Below are 18,111 nucleotides of genomic sequence, written 5' to 3'. Positions count from 1 at the left end.
CTACGTATTTTGCCTGCCTTGATCCGCAGGCCCCAACAAGGACTTTATGATGGGACATGAGACTAAACACCGCCTCGTCGTTGTCGGCAACGGCATGGTCGGCCACCGCTTCCTCGAGGAGCTGTGCGACCGCGCCGACAGCCGCGAGTACCAGATCACCGTCTTCTGCGCCGAGCCGCGCCTGGCCTACGACCGGGTGCACCTCTCCTCCTACTTTTCGCACCACACCAGCGAAGAGCTCAGCCTGGTCAAACCCGGCTTCTACGAGCGTCATGGCATCCAGGTGCGCCTGGGCGAGGCGGTCAAACAGATCGATCGCGCCGCCCGGCAGGTGCACTCCAACAAAGGCAGCACGGTCGGCTACGACACCCTGATCCTCGCCACCGGCTCCTACCCCTGGGTGCCGCCGATCAGCGGCGCCCAGCACCATGAATGCTTCGTTTACCGCACCATAGAGGATCTCAAAGCGATCCGCGCCGCAGCCAAACAGGGTAAGTCCGGCGTGGTCATCGGCGGTGGCCTGCTGGGGCTGGAAGCGGCCGGCGCGCTCAAAGCATTGGGACTGCAGACCCATGTCGTCGAATTCGCTCCGGTACTGATGGCCGAGCAACTCGATCGCCTCGGCGGCGAGATGCTGCGTCGCAAGATTGAGGCCATGGGCGTACAGGTGCACACCAGCAAGCAGACCCAAGCGATCCAGATGCATGCGGGCAAGACAGCGGCCCACCGGCTGGAGTTTGCCGACGGCAGCGTGCTGGAGGTGGATGTGGTGGTCTTCTCCACCGGTATCCGGCCGCAAGATACGCTGGCGCGCTATGGTGATTTGGCCATCGCCGAGCGCGGCGGCATCGTGATTGATGATCACTGCCGCACCGCCGATCCGCACATCTACGCCATCGGCGAGTGTGCCGCCTGGCATGGTCGCTTCTTCGGCCTGGTCGCCCCCGGCTACAAGATGGCCCAGGTCGCCGTCGATCACCTGCTCGGTGGCGAAACGCCGTTCACCGGGGCAGACATGAGCGCCAAGCTGAAGCTGCTCGGCGTTTCGGTCGGCTCCATCGGTGATGCCCATGGCCGCACGCCCGGCAGCCGCAGCTACCTGTTCCAGGATGAGCAGGCCGGGATCTACAAGAAGATCGTGGTCAGCGAAGATGGCAGCCAGCTGCTCGGTGCCGTGCTGGTCGGCGATGTCGAGGACTACGGTAACCTGCTGCAGATGACTCTCAACGCGCTGCCGTTGCCGGAACACCCCGACAGCCTGATCCTGCCGGCCTATGCCGGTGCCAAGCCAGCCCTCGGCGTCGATGCGCTGCCGGAGAGCGCGCAGATATGCTCCTGTTTCGATGTCACCAAGGGCAAGATCGCCGCCGCCGTCGCCGCCGGTCACCACACGCTGGCCGCCATCAAGAGCGAGACCAAGGCCGGTACCGGCTGCGGCGGCTGTGTGCCGCTCATCACCCAGGTGCTCAACAGCGAGTTGAGCAAGCAAGGCATCGAGGTGAAAAACCACCTCTGCGCTCACTTCCCCTACTCCCGTCAGGAGCTGTTCCACCTGATCCAGGTCGGCCAGATCAAGAGCTTTGACGAGGCGATTGCCCAGCACGGCCACGGTTACGGCTGTGAGGTGTGCAAGCCAACGGTGGGCTCGATCCTCGCCTCCTGCTGGAATGAGTATGTGCTGGAGCCGACGCTGACCGGGCTGCAGGATACCAACGACATTTTCCTCGGCAACATGCAAAAAGACGGCACCTACTCGGTGATCCCGCGCATGGCCGGTGGCGAGGTGACCCCCGAGGGGTTGCTGGCGGTGGCCGAGGTGGCCCGCGACTATCGCCTCTACACCAAGATCACCGGGGCCCAGCGCATCGGCCTGTTCGGGGCGCAGAAAGATGATCTGCCGGCCATCTGGGCCCGGCTCATCGACGCCGGCTTCGAGACCGGTCAAGCCTATGCCAAGGCGCTGCGCATGGTGAAGACCTGCGTCGGCAGCACCTGGTGCCGCTTTGGCGTGCAGGACAGCGTCGGCCTCGGCGTCGAGCTGGAGCACCGCTACAAGGGCATCCGTTCGCCACACAAGATGAAGTTCGGGGTCTCAGGTTGCACCCGCGAGTGCGCCGAGGCGCAAGGCAAGGATGTCGGCATCATCGCCACCGACAAGGGGTGGAACCTGTATGTCGGCGGCAACGGTGGCATGAAGCCGCGCCACGCCGACTTGCTGGCCAGCGATCTGGATAAAGAAACCCTGATCCGCACCATAGATCGCTTCTTGATGTTCTACATCCGCACCGCCGACAAGCTGCAGCGTACCGCCAGCTGGCTCAACAACCTCGAAGGCGGCATCGATTACCTGCGCGGCGTCATCCTCGACGACAAGCTGGGACTGGGCGCCACGCTGGAGGCCGAGCTGGCCGCCCTGCGCGACCGTTACGCCTGTGAATGGCAGCAGACGGTGCAGGATGTGCAGCAGCATGCCCGTTTCGCCCACTTCATCAACTCGCCGGCGCGGGATCCGAACGTGCAGTTCGTGCCGGAACGCGCCCAGCACAGACCCGCTACCCCGGCCGAACGCATCCCGGTCTACACAGTCCATCTGGAGGAAAACGCATGAGTCACGCCCCCTGGCATCACGTCTGTGCCCTCGACGCCATCCTGCCCGGCACCGGTGTCTGCGCGCTGGTTGAAGGCCAGCAGATAGCGCTGTTTCGCCCGACGGCCGCGGCGCAGGTCTACGCCCTCGACAATCTCGACCCGTTTGCCCAGGCCAGCGTGCTCTCCCGCGGCCTGATTGGTGAGCACGTCGGTGAACTGTGGGTCGCCAGCCCGTTGAAGAAACAACATTTTCGTCTCAGCGACGGCCACTGCCTGGAGAACGCCGACTTCTCGCTACGCGCCTATGAGGTGCAAGTTCTCGACGGCCAGATAGCCGTGCGCCTCTAAGTCGGGGCGGCCCGGCCAACGGGCCGCCAAGTGGTTTACCAGCGAATTCACGTTTCATCTATCAAGGAGCAAGTATGTTTACGGAAACCATCAACAAGTGCGCCGCCACCGCCGAGCGCATCGTCAAACTCGACCGCGACAATCCCTTCGGCTTCTGGGTAGCCTCGATGATGGCCGGCGCCTATGTCGGTCTTGGCATCATCCTCATCTTCACCCTGGGCAATCTGGTGGCACCCGAGCTGCGCCCGCTGGTGATGGGCGCCACCTTTGGCATCGCCTTGACCCTGGTGATCAACGCCGGCGCCGAGCTGTTTACCGGCCATACCATGTTTTTGACGTTCGGTATCAAGGCCGGGCGCATCAGCACCGGCAGTGCGCTGCGCGCCGGCCTACAGAGCTGGGGCGGTAACCTGCTGGGTTCGGTCCTGGTGGCCTGGTTGTTCTGGCAGACCGGCGGCGGCAAGCTGCTGCCCGATGGCGCCAGCCTGCTGCACACGGCCGCACTGGCCAAGACCCAACTGCCCATCGGCGCGCTGATCGCCAAGGGCATGCTGTGTAACTGGCTGGTCTGTCTGGCGATCTGGATGTGCCAGCGCGTCGAAGGCAGTGCCAGGTTCATCGCCATCTGGTGGTGCCTGCTGGCCTTTATCGCCTCCGGCTACGAACACTCCATTGCCAACATGACGCTGTTCGCCCTCTCCTGGTTTGGCGCCCACAACCCGGACTTCACCCTCGCCGGCATCGGCTACAACCTGTTGTGGGTGACACTCGGCAATACCCTCTCCGGCGTCGTTTTCATGGGCCTCGGCTACTGGTATGCCACCCCGGCCAGCCAGCGTCCGGAGGCCACCACTGCCCAGGCCAGTGCATCTACAACCAGCGCTGTGCTGCCACAGCAGAACTAATCGCTGATGGGGCCCCTCTTCCGACAAGGCCGATCAGATAACGCCGGGGGGGGATATTCCATTGAGTCAACCGTTGGCGGCTGGGATGCCGCCATCGAGCCCACGGACGGATTTCCGGCGTGTTGACGAAAGGAAATGGCCCCAGCCTATGTCTGAAGTGAACCATATTGCCTGTTCAGGGCGCAGATCGCCCTGATACAAACCAAGGATCCCCCATGACCGAGATCGCCCGAATTCCCCACCCGCTATCGGATACCGCCTCCTCTGCCAACTGTGGCCAGGTCTGGCTAGTGGGTGCCGGCCCTGGCGATCCCGAACTGCTGACCCGCAAGGCGTGGCGCCTGCTGCAACAGGCCGACCTGGTGGTCTACGACAAGCTGGTCTCGGCGGCAATCCTGGCCGAGATCCCCGCCGCCACCGAGCGGCTGTTTGTCGGCAAGGCGCGCGGCCAGCACAGCCTGCCGCAGGAGGCAATCAACGCACTGCTGGTGCGCGAGGCGCAGCGTGGGCGACAGGTGGTGCGCCTCAAGGGCGGCGATCCCTTCATCTTCGGCCGTGGCGGGGAAGAGCTGCTGACGCTGGCGGCCGCCGGTGTGACCTTTGGTGTGGTGCCCGGCGTGACCGCCGCCACCGGTTGCGCCGCGGCGGTCGGCATACCGTTGACCCACCGCGGCCTGGCCCACAGCGTGCAGTTTCTCACCGCCTGTCTGCAACCCGGCCAGCCGGAGCCGGACTGGTCACATCTCAAACCCGGCCCCCAGACCCTGGTGTTCTATATGGGCCTGGCGCTGCGCGCACGCATCAGCCAGCGCCTGCTGGCGCTGGGCTTCGCCGCCGATTTGCCGGCGGCACTGATCAGCGCCGGTAGCACGGCGCAGCAGCAGGTGGTGCTGACCACACTGGCACAACTGCCCCAGGTCGGTGACAACTTGCCCAGCCCGACGCTGCTCATCGTCGGCGAGGTCTGCCGCCTGCACAGTAGGCTGGCATGGTGGCCGCCGACGGCAACAAACCCTGTGATGCCACAAGACTCGGCGGCTAGCCGCCAACCACGCACAACCTGCGTCGAGCAGGTCTGAAGCCCACGCCAACATCAGCTGGCCAAAAAACTGAATAAAAGCTTGGAAAGCATGACATGGGTCAAGCGACGCCCCAGGCCTTGGAGTAGCCTAGGGCCCTGACAGTGCCAGCCACTGTCGCCCGCCGCCACGGTGACGACGGGCTCCCGCCCGAGGCAGAGGTCTGTGCATATGCCGGCGGGCGCTTTCCCCGAGGAGAATCAGATGTCCCTATCCCCAGCCGCTGCGGTGGCACACTACCCCGATCTGGCGCTGTATGCCGCCCAGCAGTGTCGCTGCCAATATTGCGGTTTTGATGGCAGCCGCTCCGAACAGGACTGGCTGCAACTGCAGCTCGACCACCTGATCCCGCGCCACATCGCCAGCGACGACCATCTGAACCTGATCGTCAGCTGCTACTACTGCAATGCCATCAAGCGCCAGTTCAATCCGGCGGCACCGGGCATTCACCGCATCCTGGATCCGGCACAACAGCAAGCGCTACTGGCAGTGGCTCGCGACGAGATCGCCCGTCGCAAACAGGCGTTATGGGCCGAGCGTCAGGGCGTCAGCGCCAGCTTTGCCCAACTGCGCCAGCAGCTGGCCGACACCGAAACCGTCTGAACACAGCACCGCAGCAGGGGGGAACGCCACGGCATCCCCTTGCCAGACATCACATGCCATTCCATCAGGCGCCGGCAACACGGCTGGCGGGGCCTGTTCTGGCTGGCCGCGCCTCACGGCTGCGTCTGGCCCGCCAGGCTCTGCAGATAGTGCTGGATAAAAGCCGTATCGTGACCTTTGATGCGCAACTGCAACTCCAGCTGGCGCAAACGCCGCCACAACGCCTGCTGCTGCGGACTGTCGCTGGCACACTGTCCCAGCAGATCGCACAACTGCAACAGCTCGCGCCGCTGCACCAGCTCAGGCGGGATATAACCGGCATTTTTCAACAAACGATAACCGGCTCGCAGCGCCTCAGGCACCAGGCTGTCATCCTCCAGCGCCAGCGGTGCACCGGCACCGGCAAGCTGGTCGAACTGGCCATCACGCTGCGCCGCAGCGATATGGCGTTCGGCAATCTGATCTATCAGCTGACTCATGTTCACCTCCGCGCTCAGCGTCAGATTACGCCGTCACTGCCTGCAGGCAACACAACTTTGCGGGTTAACCCGTCAGGAGACAGCAGATGGATGCCTATTGGGCCGAAGCGCACACCCTGATGGCACTCGGCGGCAACGCCGAGCTGCTGGCGTTTGATGCGGCACGAGATCGCTTTGCCGACGTATTGCCCTGCCGCACCACGCTGCTGCATCCCACCTTGAATGCCAACCGCATGCAACTGGCTGGCAGTCTCCTGGGCCTGGCGGCCCAGTATCCAAAACCGGCGCAACTGCCCACGTTTCTGCAGCTGCTGGCCGAACAGCAGGTGGAGCAGCTGGTCGTGCTGGCCAGCGAGCTGGACCTGCATCAGCACCGGCTGCCAGCCTACTTTCGCAGTCGGCATCACTATCCCGGGCTGATGACCACCGCCAGCCTGGATGCCAGTTTCGCGCTCGGCGCGGGAGTAACCGCACGGCGCTACCGACTACAGCTGCAGTGGCCGGATCGCGACTATGTGCTGGAGGCGCTGCATGTCGTGCACTGGATTGACCGCGAGACGGTGCCGCTGCCGGTGCTGTCCGCGCTGCTACGGCTGCTGCCGGCAAGCGGACTGCCGTTGGTGCATTGTCGCGCCGGAGTCGGCCGTAGCGGCCTGTTGTTGGCCGCGCGGGCCGTATCGTGCTGCCCGCAGTTAACCCTGGCGCAGATCGTCCAGGGGCTGCGCGCCTGTCGCAACGATCTGATGGTGCAGACGCTGCCACAGATGCAAACCCTGGTCGCCTATTACCATCAGCAGCGCGCTTAAAGCAGCGTCAAAACCACTCGCGCTGGCGCTGCAGGCGGACTTATAGCGTGAGCAGCCCATCGTCACGACGCACCCGCTCGGTGAAATAAACCGCCATCGGCTCGCTATCTGTCAGGGCATGATTTTTTATCGTCATTTCATGCGGCATAGCGCCGCTGTTTATAGCCATTTGTTCTACGCAAAGCGACGCCAAAATTCGCCATATCTGACTGTTGTGGTCCACGGTTGATCATGCGGCAACGCGTCCCACCACCATTGGCGCCATCGTCGTCCCGGTTTGTTGCTGCCATCAGTTACCGCGTGCACATGGCACCCGCGATCAGAAGATCTGGAGCACATCATGTTATTTATTACCAACCGCGAGCCGCAAGGCGACATTCAGACGATAATCGACCGGCCTTTTGCGTTCGATCTGCAAAAAAACGCCCCGTCAAATTCCATCTACTGCTGTGAGCGACTCGGCAAGGACCACTATATCGAGCTGGGATCACAGCAGTGGCTTGGCCGCATCAAGCAACTCAAAGCGCAGCAGATCCTGCTTTTTATTCACGGTTTCTCCAATCTGCCGGAGCCGGATATTTTTCCGCGAACCCAGAAACTTCAGGCGCTGTTCGATAGCAAGGAGCAGGGGCTAGTCGAGGTGATTCCGGTGATCTGGCCTTGTGATGACGATGCGGGCATCGTCAAGGACTACTGGGACGATCAGGCTTCCGCCGATATGAGTGCCCACGCCTTCGGCCGGGCGCTACAGTTCTTCATGCAGTGGCGCGAGTCACCGACGCAGGAGGCGGTACCATGCCTGAAACGAATCAACCTGCTGGCTCACTCGATGGGTAACCGCGTGCTGCGCGAGACACTGCGCGTCTGGAACAAGGATTATCTGGCCAACGGCGTGCCACTGCTGTTTCGCAACACCATTCTGATGGCGGCGGACATCGTTAATGAGTCGCTGGAGGCCGATCAGGATGGCCGCCTGATCTGTCAGGCATCACGCAATGTCAGCGTCTACTACGCCTCGGACGATCTGGCACTGCGCGCCAGCAAGATCTCCAACCTGAAAAACAAGGTCGCCTCGCGCCGCTTAGGCCACACCGGCCCCGAATCGATGGAGAAGATGCCATCGAATGTCTACGCCATCGATTGCGATGATCTCAACAACCGCTATGACAATCCCAAGGGCCACTCCTATTTTCTGGAGGATGAACAGGGCAAACCGGGCAAGGTATTCGAGCACCTGTTCGAGTCGATTCAAAGCGGCCGAGTCTCTGTCACGGATGTCACCAACCGGCGGCATATCATCCGCTAAGTGAGTGCTAGTGGCGGGAACAAAAGCGGGCAGAACAATCTGCCCGCCTTGGAGCGGCAACCTCATCCCGCCCTCACCCCACCCTGCGCTGCAATTGCCAGCCGACGATGAGGGCCAGGCTCAGCAGGGCGGCGATAAAGCCGCCGACGCCAAGCCAGCCAAACGAGTGCCAGAACAGGCCGCCGATAGTGCCGGCCACACTGGAGCCCAGGTAGTAGCAGAAGAGATAGAGTGCTGAAGCCTGCCCCTTGGCACGGCGCGCCCGCGGGCCAATCCAGCTGCTGGCCACCGAGTGCGCGGCAAAGAAGCCGGCGGCAAACAGCAGCAGGCCGAGGACAATCAGCCACAACGCCTGCAATAGCGTCAGCAGCAGCCCCACCAGCATCAGCCCGAGAAAACCGATCAGCACAGGGGCGCGACCAAAGCGTGCGGTCATCAACCCGGCCTTGGGCGAGCTGAAGGTCCCTGTCAGGTAGACCACGGAGAGCAGACCGACCAGTGCCTGGCTTAAGTGCCAGGGCGAGGCCATCAGGCGGTAGCCGATGTAGTTGAACAGGGTGACGAAGGCCCCCATCAGCAGGAACCCTTCGACAAACAGCCAGGGTAGCGCGGCGTCCCGCCAGTGCAGATGCAAGGAGAGCAGCAAGGATCGCGGCCGCAGCGACAGCGGCCGGAAGTGGCGCGAAGCGGGCAGTATCCTCCAGAACAGCAGGGCGGAGGCCAAGGCGCAACAGCCGATGGCGGTCAGAGCGACACGCCAGCCATAACCATCGGTCAGTACGCCACAGATCAGGCGGCCGCTCATGCCACCGATGGAGTTGCCGCTGATGTAGAGCCCCATGGCAAAGGCCACTTGCGAGGGGTGGATCTCTTCGGCCAGATAGCTCATGGCCACGGCGGCGACCCCGCTCAAGGCCAGCCCCGTCAACATGCGCAGCAGCAAGATGCCATGCCAGCTCTGCATCCGCGCCGCAATCAGGGTACACAATGACGCCAGCAGCAGCGCCGTCACCATCACATTCTTGCGGCCGAAGGCATCGGAAAGCGGCCCGCTGACCAGCAGCCCCAGCGCCAGCATGACGGTGGCTCCGGAGAGTGACAGGCTGCTGGTCGCCGGCGAGATGGCAAAGGCATGGGAGAGCACCGGCAGAATCGGCTGCACGCAGTACAGCAGCGCAAAGGTAGCAAAACCGGCGGCAAACAGCGCCAGCGTGACTCGCCAGAAGTCACGGCTACCACGCTGGATGTAAACGGCTGAGTGAGCACTCACCGGGGTGGTGTGCAACAAGTCAGCCGCTGAGGGCCGCGCGGTCGTGATCAGCGGAGCAGCAGAGACAACAGACTGAGGACGCACAACAGTTTCCTTGCAATGACATGGCCCGTGAGACAACGGCAACGGGGAAAGCCTGGCGTCAGGGTAAAAAGCCGCTATTATTTCGTCCAATATATTAATAGTCTGAATTGATACGCTATAGATATGAATATCGAGCTGCGTCACCTGCGTTACTTCATCGCCGTTGCCGAAGAGTTGCACTTTGGCCGCGCCGCGGCGCGTCTGAACATCTCCCAGCCGCCATTGAGCCAGCAGATCCAGGCACTGGAGGAACAGATTGGCGCCCGTCTGCTAGCACGCACTAACCGCAGCGTCAGCCTGACAGCAGCCGGTAGCCAGTTCCTGGTCGATGCACGACAGGTGCTGGCCCAGGTCGAGATCGCAGCCACCCGTGCCGCCCGCTTGCATCAGGGCGAGACCGGCGAGTTGCGTCTCGGTCTGACCGCCTCGGCCCCGTTTATTCGTATCGTCTCCGAGGCGCTGTCGCGTTATCGCCAGCGCTACCCGGACGTGCATATTCAGACCGTCGAGAGTCACACTCGTGAGCAGATAGGCCCACTGGGGGATGGAACCCTGGATCTGGGGCTGATGCGCAACACGCCGCTGCCGGAGACGCTGTGCTGGCAGGTTGCCCTGCGCGAGCCGCTGCTGGCGCTGGTGCACCAGCGTCATCCGCTGGCCAAGCGCTCACGCATCAGCCTGCGGGAGCTGGCAAACGAGCCGTTCGTCTTCTTCGATCCGCAAGCCGGCACCGGGCTGTATGACGATATTCTCGGCCTGCTGCGCCGCTATGCTATCCGCCCCTATGTGACACAGGAGGTCGGTGAAGCGATGACCATTCTCGGTTTGGTGGCTGCCGGGCTTGGCGTCTCGCTGCTGCCTGCGTCGTACCGGCGTTTGCAGCTGGACGAGCTGAGCTGGCTACCACTGGAGGAGGATGATGCTATCTCCGAGATGTGGCTGGTCTGGGCTCGCCACCGCGAACTCAGCGCTCCGGCACGCCACTTCATCGCGCTATTGAACGACCAGCGGCCCCCCCTGCTCTCTGTTTAAGCAACGTTTTGTGCTCGGACGGTAAATGTAATAAGGTCTCCCTGCAGGCGCCTGCCCTGCACCGTCCATCTGTTGCCGTTACCAGAAGGAGCCTTCGATGCTGGCTTTTATCCCGCCGACCGTCCTCTCCCCGCTGCTCAGCCTGCTGATTTTCATCGTTGGCCATGGTCTGCTGTCAACCCTGCTGACGCTGCGTCTGAATGCCGAAGGGGTCGCCGCCGGCTGGATTGGGCTAGTCAGCAGTGCCTATTTTGCCGGTCTGGTGATCGGTGCCTTCGTCAATGTGCGCCTGATCCGTCGCATCGGCCATATCCGCGCCTACGCCGCTTATGCCTCGTTGCTGGCGGTGCTGGCGCTATGTCACGGCCTGTTGGTCGATCCGGCCATCTGGAGCGGTCTGCGTCTGCTCGGCGGCTTTGCCACCGGCGGTCTGTTTGTCGTCATCGAGTCCTGGATGCTGGTTTCCAGCTCAGCGGCGACCCGCGGCCGGCTGCTGGCGGTGTACATGATCCTGCTCTACGGCGGCCTGGCTGCCGGCCAGTGGCTGCTGCGTTATATCGATCCGTTACAGTTATCGCCGTTTGCGCTGGCGGCCATCAGTGCCTCGCTGTCGGTACTCCCCCTGGCGCTGACCCGGGTCCCCTTGCCACAAACCGAATCCGGACGAAACATCAGTCTGCTGTCGCTGGCGCGGCTGACACCGTCGGCGGTTGGCAGCTGCTTCGCCTCAGGTCTGATTCTGGGGGGCGTTTATGGTCTCTTGCCGCTCTACTTTGCCGCCAACGGTCGCGCCCTAGAGGCGGTGGCCAACCTGATGGCGCTGGTGATCCTCGGCGGCATGTTGTTGCAATACCCGCTGGGCCGGCTGTCAGATCGGGTCGACCGCCGACGGATTCTGGCCGCCCTGGGTATTGGTCTGCTGCTGTTGAGTCTGCTGATGCTGCTGGCCAGCCAGTTGCCGTGGAGCACACTGCGCGCCAGCATCATCTTTCTGTTTGGTGGCCTGGCGTTTTCGCTCTATCCCATCAGTCTGAGCCAGGCGTGCGACGAACTGACACCTGAGCAGATGGTCAGCGCCAATCAGGGCATGCTGCTGGCCTATAGCCTCGGCTCCATGACCGGGCCGCTGCTCGCCTCGCAAGCGATGCAGTACACCAGTACGGCCGCGCTGTTTGTCTACTTTGCCACGTGCGGCGGTGCCCTGGCCTTATTCCTGTTCTGGCGCCAGAAGCAGCGCCTGCCGGTTTCGGCCGACAACCAGCAGAGCTATATGCCGATGGCAGCCAATACCCCGCTGGCGGGTGAGCTGGATCCTCGCACTCCAGACAGCGAACCGATTACCGGTCATCAGGAAGATGAGGCCGAGGTGGATATCCCGCGCTGATGGCAAAAAAATCGCCCTGCAGAGCAGGGCGATGCGGATTCAGACAATCAGGGCAACGCTCACTGGGCGTTGATGGGCCCCTTGGAGCCGGCATCGGTATCGGTCCAGTAATCCTGATTCTGCAGGCGACGATCGCCCTGAATGAAGTAGGAGACCATGCCGTCGCGGAACATCAGGCCGCCGTCGCTCTTCTTCGCCTTGACCTTCTTGCCGTTGACCCAGACCTGATCCTTGGCATCAATGCGGATCTTGGCCACCGTCGCCCCAGTCTGCGGAAACGTGGCGATCCACTCGCCGGCATAGGGACTGCCAGTGCTGGCCGCCGGGGCGGTCGAGGTGGTCGTGAAGCCGGCCTTGGCGTTTTCCGCCTTGCTCTTGCTGATATCACAGCCCTGCAACTCACTGGCCTGGGTGCAGCCGGAGCGCTCCAGCTGCTGCTGATAACTGGCCTTGCCGTGGGCTGGCGCGGCCTGAGTCGCCGCCGGCGTGGCGTCGGTCACGAAGCCGGCCTTGGCATTTTCCGCCTTGCTCTTGTGAATATCACAGCCCTGCAGCTCGCTGACCTGAGTACAGCCGGAACGTTCCAGCTGCTCGCGGTATTTGGCGTTAATGGCATGAGCCGGCGCGGTGGCCAGCAGGGACAGGGTCAACAGCAGGGGCATCGTCTTCATCATGGGTATTCCCTTTTCTTGTCAATGGGCGCGCACGACACGCGAGCAAGCGTTCTGTCACCTTTCGGCCAAGCCGGACTAGGTCCAGAGGCGTCCTGTCAGCCAGAGGTGTACCAGAGCAAGTGTAGTCGCGGCGATAGTAAACAGACATTGAACAGACAGGTTTCAAACCCGGCGCCACCAGCGGCTTCGCGCAGCCGTTGAGACGGCGTTTACTTTTCCTCGCCGTCTGCGCACACTGGATCTCCAGCGCCGGGGCTCCCTCCCTGTGCGTCTCAACCAGACCAGGAGAATCGCGATGTACGAAGGAAGTTGTCTGTGTGGTGCCGTCGCCTACCGCCTCGACGCTGAGATCGGCAAGGGCTATTTCTGTCACTGCCAGCGTTGTCGCAAGGCCAGTGGATCGGCCTATGCCGCCAATGCGCTGATTGCCCCGGAAGCGTTTCACATCACCCGCGGCGAGGCGTTGCTGAGCGATTACCACAACCCGGAAACGGGTCTGATCCGTAGATTCTGCAGCCAGTGTGGCAGCCCGATGGTCAGTGTGCGACCCGGCACCGGCATCATGGTGCTGCGCCTGGGCTCGCTCGACACGCCGCTGGAGCAGGGCCCGGGGGCCCACATCTTTGTCGCCTCGAAAGCACAATGGGATCATATCCACGACGGCCTGCCCTGCTTTAATGAGCGCCCTACCGCCTAGACCGCACTGACACAGATAGCACAACGCCACCTTACGGTGGCGTTGTCGTTTCTGGCGTGGCGAGCCGGCTTACAGCGCCAGACGCAGGATTTGCTTGACGTCATCCGGGGTGATGTCGGCGTGTTCACCGAGCGCAGTGTGGCCGTGGGCCGTCAGTTTGGCAGCCACGGCATCGATCACCTCGTCGCCCAGACCATAGGCCGACAACCGTACCGGATTGCCCATCGCCGTAAAGAAGTCTTCGGTACGCGCAATGGCGGCTTGCGCCTTGTCGGCTTCGCTGCCGTCATGCACATCAAACACCCGCTCGGCATACTGCGCCAGCTTGGCTTGCTTGGCGGCCAGCTTGTGCTTCCACACCGCCGTCTGGACGATGGCCAGCGTCTGGGCGTGATCCAGGCCATACAGGCCGGTCAGCTCATGGCCGATCATATGGGTTGCCCAGTCGGTCGGCACGCCGGTGCTCAAGGTGCCGTTCAGCGCCATGGTGGCGGTCCACATCAGGTTGGCACGCACATCATAATCCTGCGGATTCGCCAGCGCGGCCGGCCCCTCTTCGATCAGCGTACGCAGCAGCCCTTCGGCAAAGCGATCCTGCACCTTGGCCTGCACCGGATAGGTAGTGTACTGCTCCAGCGTATGCACATAGGCATCGACCACACCGTTGGCGATCTGGCGCGCCGGCAAGGTATAGGTGGTCTCCGGATCCAGAATCGAAAAGCGCGGCTGCACGAACGGCGAGAAGAAGAACAGCTTGTCCTGGGTTTCGGCCTTGGTGATCACGGCGCCGTTGTTCATCTCCGAGCCGGTGGCGGCCAGCGTCAGTACGGTACCCAGCGGCACGGCATCGCGGATCTTGCTGCCATAGGTCTGCAGGATTTCCCAGGCATCGCCCTCATAGCGGGCCGCGGCAGCGATGAACTTGCTGCCATCGATGACCGAGCCACCACCGACAGCGAGGATATAGTCGATGCTTTCGGCCTTCACCACCTCGACCGCCTGCATCAGCGTCTCGAAATGCGGATTGGCCTCGATGCCGCCGAACTCGACATAATGGCGGCCGGCCAGCGCGGCATGCACCTGTTTCAGCACCCCATTTTTCTTGATACTGCCGCCGCCATAGGTGATCAGCACCTTGGCTTCGGCCGGTAACTCTTCGGTCAGCTTGGCGATCTGCCCCTGGCCAAAGTGGATACGGGTCGGGTTGAAGTAGGTAAAGTTGTTCATCGGATGCCCCCATGCAAACAGAGTGAACCGGTCGGCTTACGGCGTGATGCGGTAAGCGATGACTGGCAGACGAATGACATATTAGTTGCCAGAGTTGTCCCGGGTAAGCGATATTTGTCGCGAAATCTTGCCTAATCCTGTCAACCTGGCGTCTGTGCCAAGGAGTCTTCATGCGCGAGCTGGCCGAAGCCATGCAACAGTTTGTCACCGCCCGCGGTCTGAATGAGCTGGAAGGTTCCACCGCCACCGTACTGCCCGGCGTGCGCTTTTTTCGTGCCAGTCGCGGTAACGCTCGCCAGCCGCTGACTTACCAGTCCGGCATCATCATCATGGGCCAGGGGCACAAGATCATCCATATGGGTGAACAACAAATGGCATACGGGCCCGGCTCCTATCTGGTGGTCGGTGTTCCGTTGCCATTGGAGTGCGAGGCATTCAGTGACGGTGGTGAGCCGATTCTGGGATTAGCGGTGGATGTTGATCTGCAGCAGTTGCATGCCATGGTGGCGCAGCTGTTCCCGCAGGGACAGCCATTAACCGGCTGTAGCGCCATTGAGTGCGGCCTCTCAAGTGTGGCACTGTCCGACGCTCTGAATCAGGCCTGTTTGCGCCTGTTGCAGGCATTGCAGAATGATGTCGAGGCGGCGATCCTCGGCCCCGGGCTGCTGCAGGAGATCCTGTATCGGGTGCTGACCGGACCCAATGCCCATGTCCTGCTGGAGCTGGTGCGTCACGACAGTCACTATGCGCGCATCGCACGGGTGCTGGGCCGTATGCATCGCGACTACGCCGCCGCACTGACCGTAGAAGCGCTGGCCAGCGACGCACATATGAGTGTGTCGTCGTTTCACCGCGCCTTCCGCCAGGTCACCCGGGTTTCGCCGTTGCAGTACATGAAACAGATCCGCTTAAACCGGGCGCGTGAATTAATCCAGCAGCAGGGGCGCGGTATCGCCGAAGCCGCCGTTCTGGTGGGCTATAACAGCGCCTCGCAATTCAGTCGCGAATACAAACGGCATTTTCAAAATAATCCGCGCGGTGATCAGCGGTGATGGAATAAAGCACTCGCGCATCCCTGTTATGCTTCCTTGCGGTTATTTCGTCACTTGGGTAGCCGATTGACCAGACAGCCATTAGCATCCTATTCATTCAGCAGGTTATTTCATCAATTTATTAGCTTGTTTGTTTATTTGTTTATTTGTTTATTTGTTTATTTGATCATTTAATCATTTAATCATTTAATCATTTAATCATTTAATCATTTAATCATTTAATCATTTAATCATTTAATCATTTAATCATTTAATCATTTAATCATTTAATCATTTAATCATTTAATCATTTAATCATTTAATTATTTAATTATTTAATTATTTAATTATTTAATTATTTAATTATTTAATTATTTAATTATTTAATTATTTAATCATTTAATCATTTGATTGTCTGATTGTCTGATTGTCTGCTTGTTTAAAGAATCCTCTCGACTCTCGTGCGGTACAAGACGCCCCACGGCAAGCCGCGATCGAAACACAGCGCATTGAAAATGCTATCAAACCGCAAACGGCTGAATGATTGCTCCAAACCGTGATGGCACGGTCAAATTTACGCCAGCCATTTCACTATGATGCAGCCGTTAATTGAGTAAAAAGACAATATAAACAAACATTTAACAATCACAAAACAAAACAGCAACCAAGGAACAAATCATGAACTCCAGAATCAGTCTGGCACTCTGCCTGCTTGCCAGCGTGCTAACACTCAGTGCCTGTGGCAGCAGCGACGATGACACGACAACCCAACCGAAAAGCGATGTCCCGACCACGCTGACTGACGATGTCCGTGTGCGCGGTGTCGCTCCGGATGACACCACCACTGTGTTTATTTTTGATATGGCGACGCAGCAAGATCAGCTCGATGCCAATAAGGTCAGCCAGATTGATGAAGTGGATGTACGCGGCTCATTCAACGGCTGGAGCAAAAACAATAGCTTTGTGATGACCCAGAGCCAGACTGATGAAGGTATCTGGTATTTATCGTTACCAAGCAAACTGGTTGCAATTCCGGGAAATAGTGGACAACCAGAGTTTAAATTTGTTGTCACGGGTACTGTGGATGGCACGGCAGCCAAAGAAGCCTGGCTGAATATGTCCACCACCACGCCGGAAGAGTATATTACCGGTGGTGGCGATCGGAATCATATCGTGGTGTATCCTGGCGACGACATGGCGCAGATCAATGCTAACCGAGTGATCGCCAACACCGTCAAACTGCTGGCGGACTTTGATCTGAATAACGAAGAAGATAAACACAAGATTGCGAACTTCCGCCAGGTTCCCGGCACCAGCAAGTTATTCCGCTCCTACCATCCGTTCAAAAAATCACGCTCCCAGTATGACACCGAAGATACCCGTGTCGCGCTGGTGCAGCAGTATATGGAGCAGAATGGAGTCCAGAGCGTGATCACCCTGTACAAGGATGAAACTGCAACCCTAGATGCCAGCAAGAACGAAACGATCTCGGCATACCATCAGGCCATTATTGACGGCGGACATAACCTTTATCTGCCAGAGGCGGATTACAACACCGTTTATTTCGCCTCGGACAGTGCCAAATTTGGTGGCTGGATCAAGCAGGTGGTCGAGTTCATCATCAGCGACAGCAACCAGGCGCCGTTCGAAATTCACTGCCGTCTCGGCACGGACCGCACCGGTGTGTTCTCAGCCGTGATTGCATCGCTGATGGGCGCGTCATGGAATGACATCGTCAGCGACTATCAAAGCTCCAACAACATGGCGATCAAGGAATTCCGCGACTACAAGTTGCTGAAATACTCCTTCGAAAAAATGCTGCAGGTCGACCTGGATGACAGCAGTGTCAATTTGCAACAGGCAATGAGCCAGTATCTGATCAGCAACAGTTATCTGACCCAGGCACAAATTGATGCCTTGCAGGCCAAGCTGAAGTAACCCGATATGACGGCCAGTGCGCTGGCCGTCCTTTTACTCGCCTCACATTTTTCTCGCCTGCAGGCTTGCCAGAAAAGCGTAGCGGCTCTAAACAGGGAAAAACCTGAAGGAGCCAACCATGACGACTGCCAGTAACGCCCCCATACATGAACACGCAGCAGACGAATCATTCAGCCCGCACTGCCTGAGCAGTGGCATTCGCGACATGCGCTTTGGGCGCGGTGTCCGCGTGGTCGAACCGGTCAACCTGTATGGCAGCGAGATTGACGACGATGGGTTTATCGGTCCGTTCGTCGAGATCCAGTCCCAGGTGCGCATCGGCAAACGCACGCGTATCCAGTCACACAGCTTTATTTGCCAGTTCGTGACGATTGGCGATGACTGCTTCATCGGTCATGGCGTCATGTTTGCCAACGATCTGTTCCGCAATGGCGCCCCCAATCCCGATCCGGCCAGCTGGGGCAGAACCGAGATCGGTGATCGCGTCACCATCGGTTCCAACGCTACCATACTGCCGGTGCGGATCTGCAGCGGGGCGGTGATTGGCGCCGGGGCCGTGGTCACCCGCGATATCACCCAGCCCGACACCTATCTGGGCAACCCGGCCCGGCTGTCGCGGCGCTTTGCCTCAGACTCCGAGGGCGACCAGGCATAACGGC

General features: G+C 60.4%; 17 protein-coding genes. 13 read left to right on the top strand and 4 right to left on the bottom strand.

The window, feature by feature from the left end:
- The first annotated feature begins 49 nt into the window (after window positions 1-49).
- From nirB to ACFOSS_RS00950, 5 genes are all read left to right on the top strand, one after another.
- On the top strand, window positions 50-2,608 hold the full coding sequence (gene nirB / locus ACFOSS_RS00970; RefSeq protein ID WP_377149987.1) for a nitrite reductase large subunit NirB: 2,559 nt from the start codon (window positions 50-52) through the stop codon (window positions 2,606-2,608).
- Window positions 2,605-2,937: a nitrite reductase small subunit NirD gene (nirD, locus tag ACFOSS_RS00965; protein ID WP_377149985.1), complete on the top strand. Its 333-nt coding sequence runs from the start codon at window positions 2,605-2,607 to the stop codon at window positions 2,935-2,937. The genes nirB and nirD overlap by 4 nt, the downstream gene beginning before the upstream one ends.
- Before the next feature lie 74 nt (window positions 2,938-3,011).
- Window positions 3,012-3,842 carry a nitrite transporter NirC gene (gene nirC / locus ACFOSS_RS00960; protein WP_377149983.1) on the top strand — a complete coding sequence of 277 codons (831 nt, stop codon included), beginning with the start codon at window positions 3,012-3,014 and terminating at the stop codon, window positions 3,840-3,842.
- A gap of 215 nt (window positions 3,843-4,057) precedes the next feature.
- The gene (gene cobA, locus ACFOSS_RS00955; protein WP_377149981.1) at window positions 4,058-4,921 is read left to right on the top strand and encodes a uroporphyrinogen-III C-methyltransferase; all 864 of its coding nucleotides are present in this window, start codon (window positions 4,058-4,060) and stop codon (window positions 4,919-4,921) included.
- A gap of 204 nt (window positions 4,922-5,125) precedes the next feature.
- Window positions 5,126-5,524, top strand: coding sequence for an HNH endonuclease (locus ACFOSS_RS00950; protein WP_377149979.1), 399 nt, complete (start codon window positions 5,126-5,128; stop codon window positions 5,522-5,524).
- Between the two features lie 113 nt (window positions 5,525-5,637).
- Here the strand turns inward: ACFOSS_RS00950 and ACFOSS_RS00945 are convergent, their stop codons facing one another.
- Complete coding sequence (locus ACFOSS_RS00945; protein WP_377149977.1) at window positions 5,638-6,003, bottom strand: DnaJ family domain-containing protein; 366 nt, start codon at window positions 6,001-6,003, stop codon at window positions 5,638-5,640.
- An 86-nt stretch (window positions 6,004-6,089) separates the two neighbouring features.
- Here ACFOSS_RS00945 and ACFOSS_RS00940 point away from each other — a divergent pair, with 86 nt between their 5' ends.
- On the top strand, window positions 6,090-6,809 hold the full coding sequence (locus tag ACFOSS_RS00940; protein WP_377149975.1) for a protein-tyrosine phosphatase family protein: 720 nt from the start codon (window positions 6,090-6,092) through the stop codon (window positions 6,807-6,809).
- A gap of 340 nt (window positions 6,810-7,149) precedes the next feature.
- The gene (locus tag ACFOSS_RS00935; RefSeq protein WP_377149973.1) at window positions 7,150-8,115 is read left to right on the top strand and encodes an alpha/beta hydrolase; all 966 of its coding nucleotides are present in this window, start codon (window positions 7,150-7,152) and stop codon (window positions 8,113-8,115) included.
- Between the two features lie 73 nt (window positions 8,116-8,188).
- Here the strand turns inward: ACFOSS_RS00935 and ACFOSS_RS00930 are convergent, their stop codons facing one another.
- A complete protein-coding gene (locus ACFOSS_RS00930) occupies window positions 8,189-9,469 on the bottom strand; it encodes an MFS transporter (protein ID WP_377149971.1) in 1,281 nt (426 codons plus the stop codon).
- Between the two features lie 123 nt (window positions 9,470-9,592).
- Here ACFOSS_RS00930 and ACFOSS_RS00925 point away from each other — a divergent pair, with 123 nt between their 5' ends.
- A complete protein-coding gene (locus tag ACFOSS_RS00925) occupies window positions 9,593-10,501 on the top strand; it encodes a LysR family transcriptional regulator (protein ID WP_377149969.1) in 909 nt (302 codons plus the stop codon).
- 97 nt (window positions 10,502-10,598) lie between these two features.
- Complete coding sequence (locus tag ACFOSS_RS00920; RefSeq protein WP_377149967.1) at window positions 10,599-11,885, top strand: MFS transporter; 1,287 nt, start codon at window positions 10,599-10,601, stop codon at window positions 11,883-11,885.
- A 59-nt stretch (window positions 11,886-11,944) separates the two neighbouring features.
- Here ACFOSS_RS00920 and ACFOSS_RS00915 read toward each other — a convergent pair whose 3' ends face one another.
- Entirely contained in the window at window positions 11,945-12,559 is a 615-nt protein-coding gene (locus tag ACFOSS_RS00915) for a hypothetical protein (RefSeq protein WP_377149965.1), read from the bottom strand.
- Between the two features lie 295 nt (window positions 12,560-12,854).
- Here ACFOSS_RS00915 and ACFOSS_RS00910 point away from each other — a divergent pair, with 295 nt between their 5' ends.
- Window positions 12,855-13,256 (top strand): GFA family protein, encoded by a 402-nt coding sequence (locus tag ACFOSS_RS00910; RefSeq protein ID WP_377149963.1) that lies wholly within the window; start codon window positions 12,855-12,857, stop codon window positions 13,254-13,256.
- A 69-nt stretch (window positions 13,257-13,325) separates the two neighbouring features.
- On the opposite strand, the gene ACFOSS_RS00905 is transcribed toward ACFOSS_RS00910, so the two are convergent.
- Window positions 13,326-14,483, bottom strand: a complete 1,158-nt coding sequence (locus ACFOSS_RS00905; protein ID WP_377149961.1) for an iron-containing alcohol dehydrogenase — start codon at window positions 14,481-14,483, stop codon at window positions 13,326-13,328.
- A 170-nt stretch (window positions 14,484-14,653) separates the two neighbouring features.
- Between ACFOSS_RS00905 and ACFOSS_RS00900 the strand changes: the two genes are divergently transcribed.
- From ACFOSS_RS00900 to ACFOSS_RS00890, 3 genes are all read left to right on the top strand, one after another.
- Window positions 14,654-15,535, top strand: a complete 882-nt coding sequence (locus tag ACFOSS_RS00900) for an AraC family transcriptional regulator (RefSeq protein ID WP_377149959.1) — start codon at window positions 14,654-14,656, stop codon at window positions 15,533-15,535.
- 657 nt (window positions 15,536-16,192) lie between these two features.
- On the top strand, window positions 16,193-17,452 hold the full coding sequence (locus tag ACFOSS_RS00895) for a tyrosine-protein phosphatase (RefSeq protein WP_377149957.1): 1,260 nt from the start codon (window positions 16,193-16,195) through the stop codon (window positions 17,450-17,452).
- A gap of 118 nt (window positions 17,453-17,570) precedes the next feature.
- The gene (locus ACFOSS_RS00890) at window positions 17,571-18,107 is read left to right on the top strand and encodes an acyltransferase (RefSeq protein WP_377149955.1); all 537 of its coding nucleotides are present in this window, start codon (window positions 17,571-17,573) and stop codon (window positions 18,105-18,107) included.
- Window positions 18,108-18,111: the final 4 nt, after the last annotated feature.

This window comes from Pseudaeromonas sharmana, assembly GCF_042649925.1.
GTDB lineage: Bacteria > Pseudomonadota > Gammaproteobacteria > Enterobacterales > Aeromonadaceae > Pseudaeromonas > Pseudaeromonas sharmana.
This window is presented reverse-complemented; position numbering and strand designations above follow the sequence as displayed.